Annotated in this window: 13 protein-coding genes; 6 read left to right on the top strand and 7 right to left on the bottom strand. The window is 62.3% G+C overall.

Features of this window, described 5'->3' with window-relative positions:
- Positions 1-88 precede the first annotated feature (88 nt).
- Together topA and CXQ94_RS00775 are read right to left on the bottom strand one after the other, a co-directional pair.
- Positions 89-2,839, bottom strand: a complete 2,751-nt coding sequence (topA, locus tag CXQ94_RS00780; protein WP_104086322.1) for a type I DNA topoisomerase — start codon at positions 2,837-2,839, stop codon at positions 89-91.
- Positions 2,840-2,987: 148 nt separating this feature from the next.
- Positions 2,988-3,641, bottom strand: a complete 654-nt coding sequence (locus CXQ94_RS00775; protein WP_104086321.1) for a winged helix-turn-helix domain-containing protein — start codon at positions 3,639-3,641, stop codon at positions 2,988-2,990.
- Positions 3,642-3,720: 79 nt separating this feature from the next.
- Here CXQ94_RS00775 and CXQ94_RS00770 point away from each other — a divergent pair, with 79 nt between their 5' ends.
- Positions 3,721-5,025, top strand: coding sequence for an MFS transporter (locus CXQ94_RS00770; protein WP_181034017.1), 1,305 nt, complete (start codon positions 3,721-3,723; stop codon positions 5,023-5,025).
- On the opposite strand, the gene CXQ94_RS00765 is transcribed toward CXQ94_RS00770, so the two are convergent.
- Both CXQ94_RS00765 and CXQ94_RS00760 read right to left on the bottom strand, forming a co-directional pair.
- On the bottom strand, positions 4,994-6,631 hold the full coding sequence (locus tag CXQ94_RS00765; RefSeq protein ID WP_104086319.1) for a methyltransferase: 1,638 nt from the start codon (positions 6,629-6,631) through the stop codon (positions 4,994-4,996). The genes CXQ94_RS00770 and CXQ94_RS00765 overlap by 32 nt on opposite strands.
- Positions 6,632-6,796: 165 nt before the next feature.
- Positions 6,797-7,690 carry a rhodanese-related sulfurtransferase gene (locus CXQ94_RS00760; protein ID WP_104086318.1) on the bottom strand — a complete coding sequence of 298 codons (894 nt, stop codon included), beginning with the start codon at positions 7,688-7,690 and terminating at the stop codon, positions 6,797-6,799.
- Positions 7,691-7,766: 76 nt separating this feature from the next.
- Here CXQ94_RS00760 and CXQ94_RS00755 point away from each other — a divergent pair, with 76 nt between their 5' ends.
- Positions 7,767-8,483 carry a GNAT family N-acetyltransferase gene (locus CXQ94_RS00755; protein ID WP_104086317.1) on the top strand — a complete coding sequence of 239 codons (717 nt, stop codon included), beginning with the start codon at positions 7,767-7,769 and terminating at the stop codon, positions 8,481-8,483.
- 40 nt (positions 8,484-8,523) lie between these two features.
- Positions 8,524-10,851 carry a DEAD/DEAH box helicase gene (locus CXQ94_RS00750; protein ID WP_104086316.1) on the top strand — a complete coding sequence of 776 codons (2,328 nt, stop codon included), beginning with the start codon at positions 8,524-8,526 and terminating at the stop codon, positions 10,849-10,851.
- Between the two features lie 25 nt (positions 10,852-10,876).
- Here the strand turns inward: CXQ94_RS00750 and CXQ94_RS00745 are convergent, their stop codons facing one another.
- From CXQ94_RS00745 to CXQ94_RS00735, 3 genes are read right to left on the bottom strand one after another with little or no spacing between them, the layout of a single operon-like run.
- Positions 10,877-11,281 (bottom strand): Rv3654c family TadE-like protein, encoded by a 405-nt coding sequence (locus tag CXQ94_RS00745; protein ID WP_104086315.1) that lies wholly within the window; start codon positions 11,279-11,281, stop codon positions 10,877-10,879.
- Positions 11,274-11,756, bottom strand: coding sequence for a TadE family type IV pilus minor pilin (locus CXQ94_RS22370; RefSeq protein WP_181034016.1), 483 nt, complete (start codon positions 11,754-11,756; stop codon positions 11,274-11,276). Before CXQ94_RS22370 ends, CXQ94_RS00745 begins: the two co-directional genes overlap by 8 nt.
- Positions 11,757-11,808: 52 nt before the next feature.
- Positions 11,809-12,042, bottom strand: a complete 234-nt coding sequence (locus CXQ94_RS00735) for a DUF4244 domain-containing protein (RefSeq protein ID WP_104086770.1) — start codon at positions 12,040-12,042, stop codon at positions 11,809-11,811.
- Between CXQ94_RS00735 and CXQ94_RS00730 the strand changes: the two genes are divergently transcribed.
- From CXQ94_RS00730 to CXQ94_RS00720, 3 genes are all read left to right on the top strand, one after another.
- On the top strand, positions 11,950-13,449 hold the full coding sequence (locus CXQ94_RS00730) for a recombinase family protein (protein WP_104086314.1): 1,500 nt from the start codon (positions 11,950-11,952) through the stop codon (positions 13,447-13,449). The genes CXQ94_RS00735 and CXQ94_RS00730 overlap by 93 nt on opposite strands.
- A 194-nt stretch (positions 13,450-13,643) precedes the next feature.
- The gene (locus tag CXQ94_RS00725; RefSeq protein WP_104086313.1) at positions 13,644-13,898 is read left to right on the top strand and encodes a hypothetical protein; all 255 of its coding nucleotides are present in this window, start codon (positions 13,644-13,646) and stop codon (positions 13,896-13,898) included.
- Between the two features lie 128 nt (positions 13,899-14,026).
- Positions 14,027-15,202, top strand: a complete 1,176-nt coding sequence (locus tag CXQ94_RS00720; RefSeq protein ID WP_104086312.1) for an ATP-binding protein — start codon at positions 14,027-14,029, stop codon at positions 15,200-15,202.
- Positions 15,203-15,213 lie beyond the last annotated feature (11 nt).

The raw sequence follows: 15,213 nt of genomic DNA, 5'->3' as shown, positions 1-15,213 counted from the left end.
GCCCATTATTGCTCGATTGTGCCGTGCTGGCGTTAACAACACTGCCCGGTCTCGGAATCCGAGACCGGGCAGTGTTCAAGCAGGTGGACTATTTCTTGGCAGCAACCTTTTTCTTGGCCGGCGCCTTCTTGGCCGGAGCCTTGGCTGTGCGCTTGACGGGGCCGCGTTCGCGCTTGTCGGCCAGCAGTTCGATGGCGATTTCGCGGGTCAGCTCTTCAACATCGGTGCCGCGCGGGACGGTGATGTTGGTGACGCCGTCGGTGATGTACGGGCCAAAGCGGCCCTCCTTCACCACGATCTTCCTCTCGGAGACGGGGTCGTCGCCGAACTCGGCCAGCGGCGGCACGGCGGCGCGGGCGCCACGCTGCTTGGGCTGGGAGTAGATTTCCAGCGCCTGCTCCAGCGTGATGGTGAAGATCTCCTCTTCGGTGCCAATGGAACGCGAATCGGAGCCCTTCTTCAGGTACGGGCCGAACCGGCCGTTCTGAACGGTGATCTCGTTACCTTCGGCGTCTGCTCCGAGCACCCGCGGCAGGCTCATGATGTCCAGGGCCTGCTCAAGGGTGACGGTGTCCACGGTCATCGTCTTGAACAGCGATCCGGTGCGCGGCTTGACCTTAACAGGCTTCTTCGGCGGCTTCGGCTTGCCGTTCTTGTAGTACTCAACGGGCTGGTTGGCGATTTCCTCGTCCGTCATGTCCGGAATCACTTCGGTGACGTAAGCACCGTAGCGGCCGTTCTTGGCAACCACCGTGTGACCGCTGACCGGATCAACACCCAAGACGCGTTCCTCCGGCGCCGCGGTCTCCATGAGTTCTTGCGCCTTAGCGGGCGTGAGCTCGTCGGGGGCCAGGTCCTCTGGCACGTTGGCCCGGGCCGCCTCAATGATCTCGCCGGTCTTGGGGTCCACCGTGGGCACGGTGCTTTCCAGGTACGGGCCGAACTTACCCACGCGCAGCACCAGGGTGTCGGTGATGGGCATCGAGTTGATCTCACGGGCGTCAATCTCACCCAGGTTGTTCACAATGCTTTGGAGTCCGACGTCGTCGCCCTCACCAAAGTAGAAGTGCTTGAGCCAGTCGGAGCCCTGCTCCTGGCCGTTGGCGATCCTGTCCAGTCCTGTTTCCATGCCTGCCGTGAACTCATAGTCCACGTAGTCGGTGAAGTGCAGTTCCAGCAGGCGCACCACGGAGAAGGCGATCCAGCTCGGCACCAGGGCTGAGCCCTGTTTGCGCACATAGCCGCGGTCCATGATGGTGGAGAGCGTGGAGGCGTAGGTGGAGGGGCGCCCGATGTCGCGCTCTTCCATTTCCTTGGTCAGCGACGCTTCGGTGAAGCGCGGCGGCGGGGACGTCTCGTGGCCGTTGGCCGTGACATCCGCTGCCTTCAGGGCGTCCTTTTCCTTGACATTGGGCAGGCGGCGGTCCGAATCGTCGGAGTCGTTGCGGGACTCGTCGCGGCCTTCCTCATAGGCAGCCAGGAAGCCGCGGAAGGTGATGACAGTTCCGGAGACCGAGAACTCGGCGTCCTGCCCATCCGTTGAGGTCGCACCCAACTTGATGGTCGCCGTCGAACCCTTGGCATCAGCCATCTGGGAGGCGACGGTGCGCTTCCAGATCAGCTCGTAGAGCTTGAACTCGTCGCCTCGCAGGGCGCTGGCCACTTGGGCGGGGGTTCGGAAGGAGTCACCGGCGGGGCGGATGGCCTCGTGGGCTTCCTGCGCGTTGGAGCTCTTGTTCGCGTAGACCCGCTTGGTTGCCGGGATGAATTCGGGGCCGTACAGCTCGGAGGCCTGCTTGCGGGCGGCGTTGACGGCCTCATCGCTCAGGGAGGACGAGTCCGTACGCATATACGTGATGTAACCGTTTTCGTACAGGCGCTGGGCGGTCGACATGGTCGACTTGGAGGAGAAGCGCAGCTTGCGCCCTGCCTCCTGCTGGAGGGTCGAGGTCGTAAACGGCGGGGCGGGACGGCGCGTGTAGGGCTTGTGCTCCACGGAGCGCACAGCAAAGCTGGAATCCTGCAGGCCTTCGGCCAGGGCCTTGGCGGCTACCTCGTCCAGGTGGGCAACGTTCTTGCCTGTCAGTTCACCCTTGTCGTTGAAGTCGCGGCCGGAGGCGACGCGCTTGCCGTCCAGGGCTGCCAGCTTGGCGTTGAACGGTTCTTGACCGTCTACGGGGCTGAACGTGCCGAACAGGTCCCAGTAGCCTGCGGAGCGGAAGGCCATGCGCTCACGCTCACGCTCCACCACCATGCGGGTCACCACGGACTGCACACGCCCGGCGGAAAGCTTGGGCGCGACCTTGCGCCACAGCACCGGGGACAGCTCGTAGCCGAACAGGCGGTCAACCACGCGGCGGGTTTCCTGGGCGTCCACCAGGTCGGTATCCAGCTCGCGAAGGTTGCCTAGGGCGCGTTGCAGCGACTCCTTGGTGATTTCGGCAAACGTCATGCGGTAAACAGGCACCTTGGGCTTGAGCACCTCAAGCAGGTGCCACGCGATGGCCTCACCCTCGCGATCCCCATCAGTTGCGAGGTAAAGTTCGTCGGCGTCCTTGAGCTGCGCCTTGAGCTCTGCCACCTTCTTCTTCTTATCCGGTGAGATGACGTAGTACGGCTTGAAGTTGTTCTCAAGATCGACGGCGAACTTGCCGATCGAGGACTTTTTCAGCTCCGCGGGGAGCTCGGAAGGCTGCGGCAGGTCGCGGATGTGCCCAATGGATGCTTCGACCACGAAACCCTCGCCAAGGTACTTGGCGATGGTCTTGCTCTTGGCAGGGGACTCTACGATTACGAGCTTTTTGCCGGTCTTCGGCTTGCTGGCTGCCTTGCTTGGCACGGTACTCCTACAGGGAATGAAAGGTGGACGGACGGCGTCCCCAAGAGCCTAGTTCACCATATTTTTGACCCAAACGCGTATTGCGAAAGATTCCGATGCCGGAATCGGAGGCCTCAAACGCCGTCCAAAAGGAGGACCAGCTACGTTCCTAGGGCTCAATCTTCGCGGATCTAGGAACCTCGGGCACAAAGATCATGGTTGCGTGCATGTGCCGAGCACCACTGCCAGCGGGTGCGCCGGCATCGAGCTCATCCTCGGCCGCATCGCTGAGCACTCGGTACTTCGCAGACAGCTCCGCGTAGTCCCTGCCGAATTCTTGCGCCTGCGCCTTGGTCAGCAGGTATTTGCTGTTCTCCACCAGGATGACCTGCTTGTCAGGGCTCTCCGTCGCGTCGGCATTTTGGAGGGCGCGCACCACCCGATCGCGGGCTGTGCCGAGGGTGACGTCGACGAAGGAGGAGTTGACCAGCTCGGAGGCCATGCCAATGCCGCCGACGTTCAGAGTGTCCCCTGCCGCCCGCCAGTACCGTTCACGGCCATCGCCGGCAGTCTCGGCCCGCACGACGTAGCCCCATCTTTCCAATGCCCTTAGGTGGTAGCTCATGGCACTGGGTGTCAGGCCAAAGCGACCGGCCAGTTCCGTGGCGGTGTGGAGTCGTCGCGAGCTGAAGAATTCATCGATCACTTCCATCCGCACCTTGTGCGCCACGGCCCGGATCGCGAGCGGGTCAGTAATTGTTACGACAACACGGTCATCTCCGGGTTCCTGCACGGGTTTGTCCGGTTTGCTCTGGGCGCTCATAGGGCCAGCATAGCCAAAATCTGAAACAAATGCTTGACATTATTAATTCTGAAGGACTACCTTCACAATTATGAAAGATATGTTTCAGAACGCGCCGAACCCATCCCCCAAGTTGTTGCACAGCCGGGATTTCGTCATCGCCACCTCGGCGCGATTTGCCGCCGCCGTGGGCTATGGCGCTGTGGTCGTTTCCATCCTGCTGGAGCTGCAAACCACCGTTTCGGGGCCCGCGGGGGTCTGGGCCGTGACGGGGTTCCTTCTTCTGTCCACCATTCCGATGGTCTTGGTGGCGCCTTGGGCTGGCCGCTTGGCCGACACTCGGGATTCCCGTGTTCTGGCCGTCACCACGTCCCTGGTCAGCGCCGGCGCCGTCGTCGCGATGGCCCTGGCTCTCGCGTGGCTGCCGAACTTCATGCCGGCACTGATTGTCCTGATCGTGGTGCTGGAGACCGCCCAGGCCGTCGCGGCACCTACCTGGTCGGCCCTACTGCCGCGTATTGTCGGTGAAAAGCAGACCCCGCGGGCCCTGGGAACCATGCAGGCCACGCTGATGCTGGCACAGCTCGCCGGGCCCGCGGTGGGCGGAATCTTGGTGGGTACCGGCGGACTCGCGCTGAGCTTTTGGCTGGCCGGTGGCTGCTACGGGCTGCTGGCAATAGGCGCAGTGGCCATTCGGACGCGCCGCTCACCTTCTTTGAGGCACGACGGCGTCACTCCCCGCCTGCTCGACGGTCTGCGCGCCCTGAACAAGGACATGTTGGTATGGGCGGCCCTGATCGGAGTGTTGTTTGTGGTTCTGGCCGCGGAAGCGATCAACATCTTGCAGATCTTCCTGGCGCGAGAGACCTTGGGCGCATCGGCGGCCGAGTACGGTTTCCTGGCAGCAGCCATGGGTGCGGGCCTTGTAGCCGGAGCATTGCTAGCTGGTCGGATAACCACCGAATCGATGCGGGTTACCGTGTTTGTCATCAGCATTGCCGGGACGGCGGCAGGCCTGATTCTGATGGGCACCGCCCCCGGCATGGGGCTGCTCTACGCCTACAGCGTACTGGTGGGCGGCTGGATCGGGGCACTGAATGCGACCTTCGGGGCACTGCTGGTGCTGCGTACGCGCGAGGAGCAACGGGGCCAGGTTTCAGCCATGACGAACGGCCTCACACGCGCTGTCTCGATCGGTTCGCTGGGGTTGGGCGGATTGCTTGGCAGCCTGTTCACCCCGAGAGCGGGATTCCTGGTCTGCGGTTTCGCCACGCTGGCCGTCGCCCTGGTCCTTGGAGTCGTCATGTCCAAGGTGCGGCGGACAGCAGTGGCTGATGCCGGCGAAACCCCGTCCCCGGGGCTCGCCGAGGCAGTCAGTCCGCAGGGAGCAGGAATCCGTCCCTGACCAGGTTGCGCACCTCTGCGTGCAAGGACGAGGCAAACTCCTCATCGTCGCGTTCCAGCAGGGTGGCCAGCGCCCCGATGAGGGCGCCGACACTCAGCTCACCGTCGCTCGCGGACACAAAACCTGCCAGTTCGGTGCTGAGCAGATTGGTGCGGCGCAGCCCTGCGCCCTGACGCAGCAAGATCACCCCGGGGTGTTCCGCCCCCGGCTTTTGGTGGCGCTCTTCGGTCACGTCCTCGGCCACGGTGAGGTACTCGTCCAGGATGCTCTCGTGGCTGTCCAGCCATTGTTCGCGTTCCAGGGCGGCCGCAAGGTGTGGACCCACCGGCTGTTCGATCGGGTACAGGATTTCCTCGAAGCGGGTGCTCGATGAGAAGGCTTCACCTGTCTGCGTTTCGGGGCGGCGCAGCAGGATGTAGCCGAACCCGATCCCGGCCACCTTGCGGGAGGCAAAGTCCAGCAAGTAATCCTCGTAGGCGTCGGCATAAGCTTGCTGGTCGCGGCCCTGCGAGGCGTCTTGCAACCATGTTTCGGCGTACCCGCCGGGGCTCACCTGTTCACGCTGGATGAACCAGGCCTGCACGCCATCTTGCACCCACTGTCGGGGCCGGGCGGCCCACTCGAGGGAAGAATCGGCGTCGTCGGGGTCGCTTTCGGTGATCTCCCAGTTGCCGAGCATCTGCGCCAGCCCACCCGGGGTCAGCACCGACGGCAGCTCACGGACCAGGGTTTCGACGATCGCGTCCCCTGCCATCCCGCCGTCGCGGTAAGTGAATTGCTCGGCGGAACGTTCTCCCCTGTGCCGGGGGGTGATGACGAACGGAGGATTGGAGACAACCAGGTCAAAGCGCTCGCCCGCGACCGGCTCCAGGAGGCTGCCCAGGCGCAAGGAGATGCGGGCGTGCGGGTTTTCCGGGTCAAAGTCGGCGGTGGTCAGGCCGAGGGCGCCGGCGTTGAGCATCAAGTTAAAGCGAGTGAACGCCAGTGCCCGGGCGGAAATGTCCGTGGCCACCACCGAGCTGGCGTGGTGGAGCAGGTGGAAAGCCTGGATCCCGCAGCCGGTGCCCAGATCCAGCGCCCGGCCCACCACGCGGCGGATGGTGCTCTGGGCCAGTGTCAGCGACGCCTGGCCGATCCCCAGAACATGGTCCTTGCGGAGCACTCCGGGGCGTTGATGCGCGCCGAGGTCGCTGGCCACCCACAGTTCTGTGTCTTTCTCCCCGGGGGTGGCTGCTGGCCAGCCGTAGGGGCGCAGATCCACGGCGGCCCGGAGGAGGGCGGAGTCGTGCGCGGACTCGATGAGGCCCAGGGCTGCGAGGTTGTCCAGGCCGATCGTGGGCAGCGCCTTCGCCAGGGCCCCCGGGGTGACGTTTTCGGCCAACAGCCACAGCCGGACGACGACGGCCAGCGGCTCCGTGTTCCCCTTCAGTTCCAGCGCGGCCGGCACGGTCTGATCCCGGCCCAGCGCCTGGTTGGCTTGATCGCCCAGAAGCCCCGCCACGCCGTCGACCGTGTAGTTGATGGCGGTCAGATCCGCTGCGAGGGACTCGAGAAGAGCCGGGTTGTCGCTGCGTGGGGCGTCCGAGATGGTGGCAAAGTCAGTCATGCCTCAAGCCTAGCGAGTCCCGGACCCTCCGATCATTGGGCCCACGGGCGCGAGGAACCCGCTGCGAGCTTGCGATCCCCGCGAACCATTGGGCCCACGGGCGCGAGGGACCCGCTGCGAGCTTGCGATCAGTGGGAGCTTGCAAGCAGTGGGAGCGCCCGGGGATTAGTCGGTGCAGCCTTGCGGGCATTGCAACGTCTCCGGGGCACTGGCACACTCGGCGCAGTAGAGGTTCAGGTTGCGGCAGCTGGGATTGGAGCAGTTTTCAAACTTGTTACTGGGGCTTTGGCAGCGGATGCAGTGTCCGATTTCTTTTGCCTCGTCGCTGAATTCCATGTGCATGCGTTTGTCGAAAACGTACAGCGAACCTTCCCACAGGCCCTTGTCCTTGAAGGTTTCGCCGTAGCGGACGATCCCGCCATCCATTTGGTAGACCTCTTTGAAGCCGCGGTTGACCATGAGCGAGCTGAGGACTTCGCATCGGATGCCGCCGGTGCAGTAGGTGACCACCGGCTTGTCTTTGAGGTTGTCGTACTTGCCGGAGTCCAGTTCTTTGATGAAGTCGTGGGTGGTGGCGACGTCTGGAACCACTGCGTTCTTGAACTTGCCGATCTGGGCCTCAAAGGCGTTGCGGCCGTCAAAGAACACCACTTCCTCGCCGTTGGACTCTTTGGCTGCGACGAGCTCGTGGAGCTCCTCCGGTTTCAGGTGGACCCCGCCACCGACCACGCCGTTCTCGTCCACTTTGAGTTCGCCGGGGGCACCAAAGCTGACGATCTCGTCGCGGACTTTCACGCTGAGGCGGGGGAAGTCCGCGCCCGTGCCATCAGACCATTTGATGTCCATGTTCTTGAATCCGGCGTATTCGCGCGTGGTTTTCAGATACTGCTTGAGATCTTTGATGTCGCCGCCGACGGTGGCATTGATGCCGTCCTTGGACAGCAGGATCCGCCCCTTGAGCCCGAGTTTCTCGCACAGCGCGCGTTGCCAGAGCTTCACCGCTTCCGGGTCAAGGATGGGGGTGAAACCGTAAAAGAGCACAATCTTGTTCAAAGCCACGTATTTAAGCGTACTTTGTACCGCCAAATGCCCCCTATGAGTGGGAGCAGCTATCGTCCGGGCATAGGCTTGAGTCATGACATCCGGCTCCACTGACCTTCAGGAACGGCTAGACGCCTGGTTTGCCGGTTGGACGGCGCTCAGAAGCTACGCCACCGCCCGTGAGGCCGGCTATCACGCGGCTTTGCGCATGGACCGCAGCGGCGACTGGGAGTACTTTATCTGCGAGCCCGATCCCGAGACTTTTGCACGGGTTGCCGCCGTCGTATGTCAGTCAGCGAATAGGGCCCTGAGTGTTTTGGGCCCGGATGTGCACGGCTATGTGAAGCAGGCTCATGCGGCGGGCATGGGCATGCTTTCCACCTCCGAGCAGATGATGCTGGTGAGGATGGATGGCCAAGACAACCAGGACCCTTTCCTCAATGATCCCGACTTAACGTTGCAGGTGACACGGATGGGCGGACGACGGGCAGCATCCACTTGCCAGGCCCGTTACAGCGCCTCGATCGTCAGCGACGATACGGTGCTAGCTAGCGGCAAGGTCGCCGTCTATGGCGACTACGCAATTTTTGACCAGATAGAAACCCATGCCGAGCATCGGCGCCGCGGGTACGGCAAGCTCCTCATGCAGTCATTGACGGCCCGCGCCAAGGAATTCCCTGTCACCACAGGACTGTTGCTGGCAAGCACCGACGGGCAACGGCTCTACTACAAGATGGGTTGGCGCAGCATCAGCGCTGTCACCGTCCTGGTGCCCCGGGCACAGCTGGAACGCACCCTCACGAGGCAGTGACCCGGCCAGCAATACTGGCGTGCGGTGGCACAATGATGAAGTGTCCGCCAACAATTCGCTGATTTCCCTGCTGGGCCGGGGAGAGCACCCCGCCCAGCTGCAGCACGTCCACCACATCCCCGCCCGGAAGTCGGTGCCGGTGTCATGGCCGGACTGGGTCCACCCCGATCTGATCCAGTCGTACTCCCTGCTGGGCGTGCACACCCCGTGGCGTCACCAAATTGTCGGCGCCAACCTTGCCCACAACGGCAACCATGTGGTGATAGCCACCGGAACTGCATCTGGAAAATCCTTGGCCTATCAGCTGCCAGCCGTGGACGCCGTGCACCGTGCCGAGCTGCGGGTGCTGGAAAATCCGGGGAAACTTGAGCACGAAGGCGCCGTGGCCCTCTACCTCTCACCGACGAAGGCCCTTGCCGCCGATCAGCTCGCAGCCCTGGCCTCCCTTCATTTGCCCACCTTGCGTGCAGCAACGTACGACGGCGATACCGCACCGGGAGACCGTCGTTGGATCCGTGACCATGCCAATTTCATCCTCTGCAATCCGGACATGCTCCACTTCGGTGTGCTGCCCAACCATACGTGGTGGGCCAAGTTCTTCCGCCGGCTCAAGTATGTGATCATCGATGAGGCTCACAGCTACCGTGGCGTTTTTGGCTCCCATGTGGCCGTCTTGCTGCGCCGGCTTCGACGCATCTGCGCCCACTACGGATCGGATCCCATCTTCATCGGGGCATCCGCCACCTCCAGCGACCCAGCGATCTCCTTTTCCCGGCTGATCGGCGCCGAAGCCGCCACTGTCACCGAAGACAGCTCCCCGCACGGAGCCACTACCGTGGCGTTCTGGGAGCCGGAACTCACCGATTTCAAGGGCGAGAACGGGGCACCGTCCAGGCGAACGGCCATCGCTGAAACCTCCGATCTGTTGGCAAATCTTGTTTCTGCCCGAGTGCGCACTATTGCCTTTATCAAGTCCCGGCGGGGTGCCGAAACCATTGCCAGCGTGACCCGGCGCCTGCTTGACGACGTGGACCCCAGCCTGCCGGCACGCGTTGCTGCCTACCGTTCGGGCTATTTGCCCGAGGAACGGCGAGCACTGGAAAAATCCCTGCGCTCGGGGGAGCTCTTGGGCGTTTCGAGCACATCGGCGCTGGAACTGGGGATCGACATTTCGGGTTTGGATGCCGTGCTCGTGGCAGGGTGGCCGGGCACCCGGGCCTCCTTGTTTCAGCAAATTGGCCGTGCGGGGCGGGCAGGTCAGGACGCCTTAGCCGCCTTCGTGGCCAGCGATGACCCCCTGGACACTTACCTGGTGCATCATCCCGAAGCTATTTTTGGTGTCCCGGTTGAAGCCACCGTGTTTGACCCCTCCAACCCTTACGTGTTGGGACCCCACCTATGTGCGGCGGCTGCGGAGTTGCCGCTCAAGAACGAGGACTTGGCCCTGTTTCCCGAGAACACCTTGTCGTTGTTGCAACAGCTCGTTTCCGACGGGTATCTGCGACGACGCCCGGCCGGATGGTTTTGGACGCACCCGCAAAGCGCCGCAGCCATGGTCAACCTGCGCTCCGATGGTGGTGGACCCATCAACATCATCGACGCCGACACGGGGGCGCTTCTCGGCACAATGGATTCCCCGCAGTCTCACTACCAAGCCCACCAAGGCGCGGTTTACGTCCACCAGGGCGAACCTTATGTAGTGGTTGAGCTCAATGAGACCGACCACTGCGCCATTGTTCGCCGCGGAAACCCGGACTACTACACGACCGCTCGCGACGTCACACAAATCGCCGTGCTCGAATCGACGCGACACGAGCTTTGGGGGCCCGTGGAGATGCACTTTGGCGAGGTTCAAGTAACCACTCAAGTTGTGTCCTTCCAGCGCAAGGCCTTCATCTCCAATGAGGTGCTGGGTGAAGAACCTCTGGAGCTCGGCGCCCGGGATCTTTTCACTAAGGCAGTTTGGTTCACCATGGACAACCAGACATTGCTCTCCGGCGGTCTGGTGGAACCACAATTTCCCGGCGCCTTGCATGCTGCCGAACACGCAGCGATAGGGTTGCTGCCCTTGGTGGCTTCCAGCGACCGGTGGGATGTGGGCGGAGTTTCCACCGCCATTCATGCCGACACCGGCCAGCCAACCATTTTTGTCTACGACGGCCACCCGGGTGGTGCCGGCTTTGCCGAGCGAGGTTTTGCCATGGCCCGGGTGTGGCTTGCGGCAACCCGGGATGCCGTCAGTGCCTGCGAATGTGAATCCGGGTGCCCTTCTTGTGTGCAATCCCCGAAGTGCGGCAACAAGAACAACCCTCTGGACAAGGCCGGCGCACTCACCTTGCTCACGATCTTGCTCAACCACGCCAACTAGCCAGCTTCAGTTTCCCCACCGGCACCTAGGGCGCCACGCTGTCGGGTGGCGGGCCCGCCCGTGACTTCCCGTACGCAGGCCACGGCAGGCCGGTCCGCACGGAGACTTCGATCTGAACAGTGTCAGCGTTTTTGCCGACGACTTCACAAGAAACGAGAACACCGCCCTGCCTGCCCACCAAGTCTGCTGCGATCGGGCATGGTTCACCGGCGGTGAGCCCGCGGGCGGCATCAGCTGCTGCGAGCGCGGCAAGATCTGCCGAAGTTGCTGCCTTGGCAGCCATGTTTACCGCCTGACCGAGCCACATCAAGCCGATGAGGAGCGTGAGCAAGACCATGGCCAGTCCCGCTGCCAAGACAGTCCCCGCCCCCTCTTCGCGGCCCAGACAGGAGGGCTTCGCCGACCTGAACTGGGCCACTCCTTCACCCATGACGCAGCCGTAATTGTGTCTCGCCCGGATCGGGCGCCCGGACGGACCCCACTGCGGAATCGTAGTTCTCCACCCTAGAGACAGCGCGGGCAGACTGTTGCCAGGCCAGCACGGCCGACAGCGGCCCTTGCACCCGACCAATCACCGTCACGGTTGCATAGCTCCCGGAGAGGTCCACCACAATGGAGGTGTTTGAGCCCGTAAGTCGGCTGGCAGTCTCGACAGCTTGTGACATGCTCTCACCGCGCGCCATAGCCCTAGCGCCTGCCCGAGCCCCCTCTTCCAATCGGAGCTGGAGCATCCCGGCGCTGACACCAAGCAAAAGCAGCGCCAATAACACTGTGACTGCTGGCAGGACCACGGCGAATTCCGCTGTGATACTCCCCCGCGCACGCCGCGACTGTCCCTGGGCGGACTTGAAGCGGCTGTTTCTCCTCGCGCCCGTCACCGGATCCATGCTCGACTTCCGTGCCATCGGACCATCACTTCCTAACCGACCTTGGCTTTGCACACCTCTGTGTCGTACCTCAAAAACTCAAGGCACTTCGAATGATGTTCAGCAAGAAACCACGCACCTCATCGCTCTTGAGGATGACGACCAAGAGCCCGGCAAATCCGACCGCGGCCACCGTAGGGAGGCAATGACAGACTTGAACTAGAGTGGATCTATGAAGCTCCACAACCCTGATGACAGCCCACGGATTGCAATCTATGCCCGCCAGTCGGCAGACGAGTCGCAGGGCATCAGACAGCAGATCCATGACTGCCGCGCCGAGGCCAAGTACAGGGGCTGGCAGGTATTAGAAGAGTATTGCGACAATGACACCAGTGCCAGCAAGCTGCGCGGTTCCGGTACCCAGTGGGCGGCAATGCTCAAGGGCTTTGATGCCGGTGAGTTCGATGCCGTGCTGGCCAACGACGTGGACCGTCTCACCCGCAACCTAGGTGACGTGCTTGAGCTCAGCACACCGCGCCGCAACATCCGGGTGCTTACTGTTCGCGGGGGGATTGATACGGCGATCGATGACTTCATGTTCAAGCAACTGGTGTTGCTGGCCGAGCGTGAGGTAAAATTGAAAGCTGTTCGCGCGCAACGCTATGCGCTGGAGCGGCGGGCGGCAGGTCACCCAACGCCAGGAATGTCGCCGCATGGGTACAAGTGGGTTGCTAGACAGGACCGGGACGAGAAAGGCACCCGATACGTAATTGACCCCAACGAGGCCCCGGCCGTGAAGCAGATCTTCAACGAGTTTCTGGCCGGTGCGCCCCTTGGGCAAATTGCCAGAGACCTCAACGCTGAGGGGAGATTGACCCGGAAGGGCACGCTGTGGAGGTCTTCCACCACGCGGCGGATTCTGCTCAACCCGAACTACGCTGCCTTGCTGGCTCCAGCTCAGGCAAGCGGTCAGTACGACCCGACGACGATCAACATTGAGTCTTGTGTTCCTGGCGCCTGGGAACCGCTGGTGGACGTGGATCAGCTACTTGCCGCCCGTGGCAGGCTCATTGGCGTCAAGCCGAACCACGACGGCACGGCCAGGAAATGGCTACTCGCGGGGCTGGCTGTCTGCGGGGTCTGCCGTGCGCCAGTGCGGTCGGCCAGGGGTGAGACGCATCCGACAGCCAAGAAAGACGGCTCCGGCAAAGCGCCCAGCTTGCGCTACCACGCCTATCGGTGTGTCAAAGGGCATTTCATGAGGAACGGGGACCTCATCGACAGCTTCATAGCTGAGGTCTGTATCGAGCGGCTGTCACAGCCAGATGCTCTGGCGCTGATTGCGCCGCCCGCTGATACCGCGGACATCGCTGTGCTTCATTCACGCCGGGTCGAGCTCCAAGGCAGAGACACAGCCATTGCTGGACTCATCGCCTCCGGCAAGATGAGTCCGATGGCGGCGGAGCAAGCGCTTGATGACCTTGCCAATGAGCTGCGCACCGTGAACGCACAGATTGCCAAGGCCATCGTTCGGAACCCGCTAGCTGAACTGGCGGGCGTGGAAGACGTTCGGGCCTGGTGGGAGAAATCAACTCTTGCCCGTCGCCGTGCCATCGTTGACTTGTTGATGGTGGTTGTGATTAATCGTGTTGGCTACGGCCGCCGGGTCACCACACTCGATACTGCCGCTGCGACGATTGGTGTCGAGTGGCGAGATGCCCTCCGGGCCTGAGAGGCTATTGTCGGCTGCACGGCGTACAGTGATTCCACTCACCGCTGACTTCCCTCGAAAGGCCCAACCTTGATCCACTACTCGGAAGCGACCGGCAGGCACAAGGCGGCCTAAAGTGCTCTGAACAACCGTGTCGAGGCTTATGCCGTGAACGACGTCTTGCGTAATTACCTGATAAACGTGCCGGCTTGCGCATGGACGTGACCCTGGGCCTGCGCTGCCGGCAACTTAATCTGGATATCAAGCCTGGAGACGACATTTTGGTGAGCAGTACTGACGGCGATCGGAGCATTACACTGTTGGTTATCGACGCTGAGCAAGATCAGTGGCTGTGCCTGCGTGCCGGGCTTGACGGTGGCCCCGACAATATAGAAGCGGACAGCATGCGAATCCAGGCTACGTTCGGTGAAGACATCAGCACGCTAGAGGTAACTAAGCTGTTCGCTTAAGAGCCAAAGCCTAGTCCCGTTCGGTTAAGGTTCAGGAGCCAATCTGCAGGTCGTTCCGTATCGTCCAAAAGCGACAGCATAATTTCAAAATTTGAAATATGCGAAGATTCTTTGGTTAGTATGGATTCATGGAACCCGCACTAAACCCATTTGCTCCCGGATCAGGTGTCATGCCGCCAGCCCTCGTCGGGCGCCAGACAGAGATCGACGCGTTCGACCTGCTCATCGCCCGGGCCAAGGCCAACGCGGCCGGAGACCGGGGAATCCTCCTGACGGGGTTGCGTGGCGTAGGAAAAACGGTCTTGCTCAACATGTTCGCCGAACAGGCACGCCGGAACGGATGGCTGGTTGCCCAATTCGAAGCCCAGCCCGGGGCAGAGGGGCCTAAAATCGTTCGCAAAAAGCTCGCCCGCGAACTCCAGCTAGGGGCTCGGCGGCTCAAGCAGTCATCCGCCTGGAGCCACCTACGCACACAGGGCCTAGGCAGCATCTCCAACATTTCGCTGGGGCTGGGTCTCCAGGGACTCACGGCCGACATGAAATTCACCCCCGGGCGTGCCGATTCACAGGACATCGACATTGACCTGGAAGAAATGGTGGAAGATGTATCGCTGTCGATGCGCAAGGCCCGGGCGGGGTTCGCTTTGGTGATCGATGAGATGCAGGACCTCGATGACGACCTGCTAGGCGCGCTCCTGACTGTGCAGCACACCGCCGGCCAACGCAACTGGCCGTTTTATATCATCGGCGGTGGGCTGCCATCATTGCCGGGCAAGGTGAGTGAGGCACGGTCCTACGCTGAGCGACTCTTCCACTATCGAATGATCGGAAAGCTGAGTCATTCCGCGGCGTCAGAGGCCCTGACGACGCCGATCAGTCGCCTTGGCGGAATCTTGGGCGGCCAGGCACTTGATCTGGTCCTAGAGGCCGCCGGACAATACCCCTATTTCCTGCAAGCCTATGGACACTCCTTGTGGGAGGCCGCGTCTGGCAAGGAAATCTCCATAGGGGACGCCCGTCTTGCCGTGCAACTAGGCACGGAAGCCTTGGACCAAGGTTTCTTTGTTGCGCGATGGCAGCGCGCGACGGGTGCTGAGAGGAGCTATCTGCGGGCGATGAGCCAGGACGGCGAAGGCCCCACCAACACGGCGGACCTCGGGGACCGACTCGGAAAGAATCACAGTTCCCTGACCAGCCAGCGAGGGCGCCTGATTGAGAAAGGGATCATCTTCGCCCCTGAACATGGCCAAATTCAGTTCACCGTGCCCGGCATGGGCGCATTTATCTCCCGCCAAACCGACTAGACGATCCAGGT

It is taken from the genome of Arthrobacter sp. GMC3 (assembly GCF_002929305.1).
In the GTDB taxonomy this organism is placed as follows: Bacteria; Actinomycetota; Actinomycetes; order Actinomycetales; family Micrococcaceae; genus Specibacter.
The sequence above is the reverse complement of the archived record's forward strand: the minus strand, read 5'-3'. Positions and strand labels throughout refer to the sequence as shown.

Excerpts from the sequence above, each read along its gene's own strand:
- CXQ94_RS00735 (WP_104086770.1), bottom strand. The coding sequence starts at position 12,042 with ATGGATCTGCTGTCTGATGCCCTGCGACTCGTCTGCCGACTGGCGGGC.
- CXQ94_RS00730 (WP_104086314.1), top strand. The coding sequence starts at position 11,950 with ATGAAGCTCCACAACCCTGATGACAGCCCACGGATTGCAATCTATGCC.
- CXQ94_RS00755 (WP_104086317.1), top strand. The coding sequence starts at position 7,767 with ATGACATCCGGCTCCACTGACCTTCAGGAACGGCTAGACGCCTGGTTT.
- CXQ94_RS00770 (WP_181034017.1), top strand. The coding sequence starts at position 3,721 with ATGTTTCAGAACGCGCCGAACCCATCCCCCAAGTTGTTGCACAGCCGG.
- CXQ94_RS00720 (WP_104086312.1), top strand. The coding sequence starts at position 14,027 with ATGGAACCCGCACTAAACCCATTTGCTCCCGGATCAGGTGTCATGCCG.
- CXQ94_RS00725 (WP_104086313.1), top strand. The coding sequence starts at position 13,644 with ATGGACGTGACCCTGGGCCTGCGCTGCCGGCAACTTAATCTGGATATC.
- CXQ94_RS00745 (WP_104086315.1), bottom strand. The coding sequence starts at position 11,281 with ATGGGTGAAGGAGTGGCCCAGTTCAGGTCGGCGAAGCCCTCCTGTCTG.
- CXQ94_RS00775 (WP_104086321.1), bottom strand. The coding sequence starts at position 3,641 with ATGAGCGCCCAGAGCAAACCGGACAAACCCGTGCAGGAACCCGGAGAT.
- CXQ94_RS22370 (WP_181034016.1), bottom strand. The coding sequence starts at position 11,756 with ATGGCACGGAAGTCGAGCATGGATCCGGTGACGGGCGCGAGGAGAAAC.
- CXQ94_RS00765 (WP_104086319.1), bottom strand. The coding sequence starts at position 6,631 with ATGACTGACTTTGCCACCATCTCGGACGCCCCACGCAGCGACAACCCG.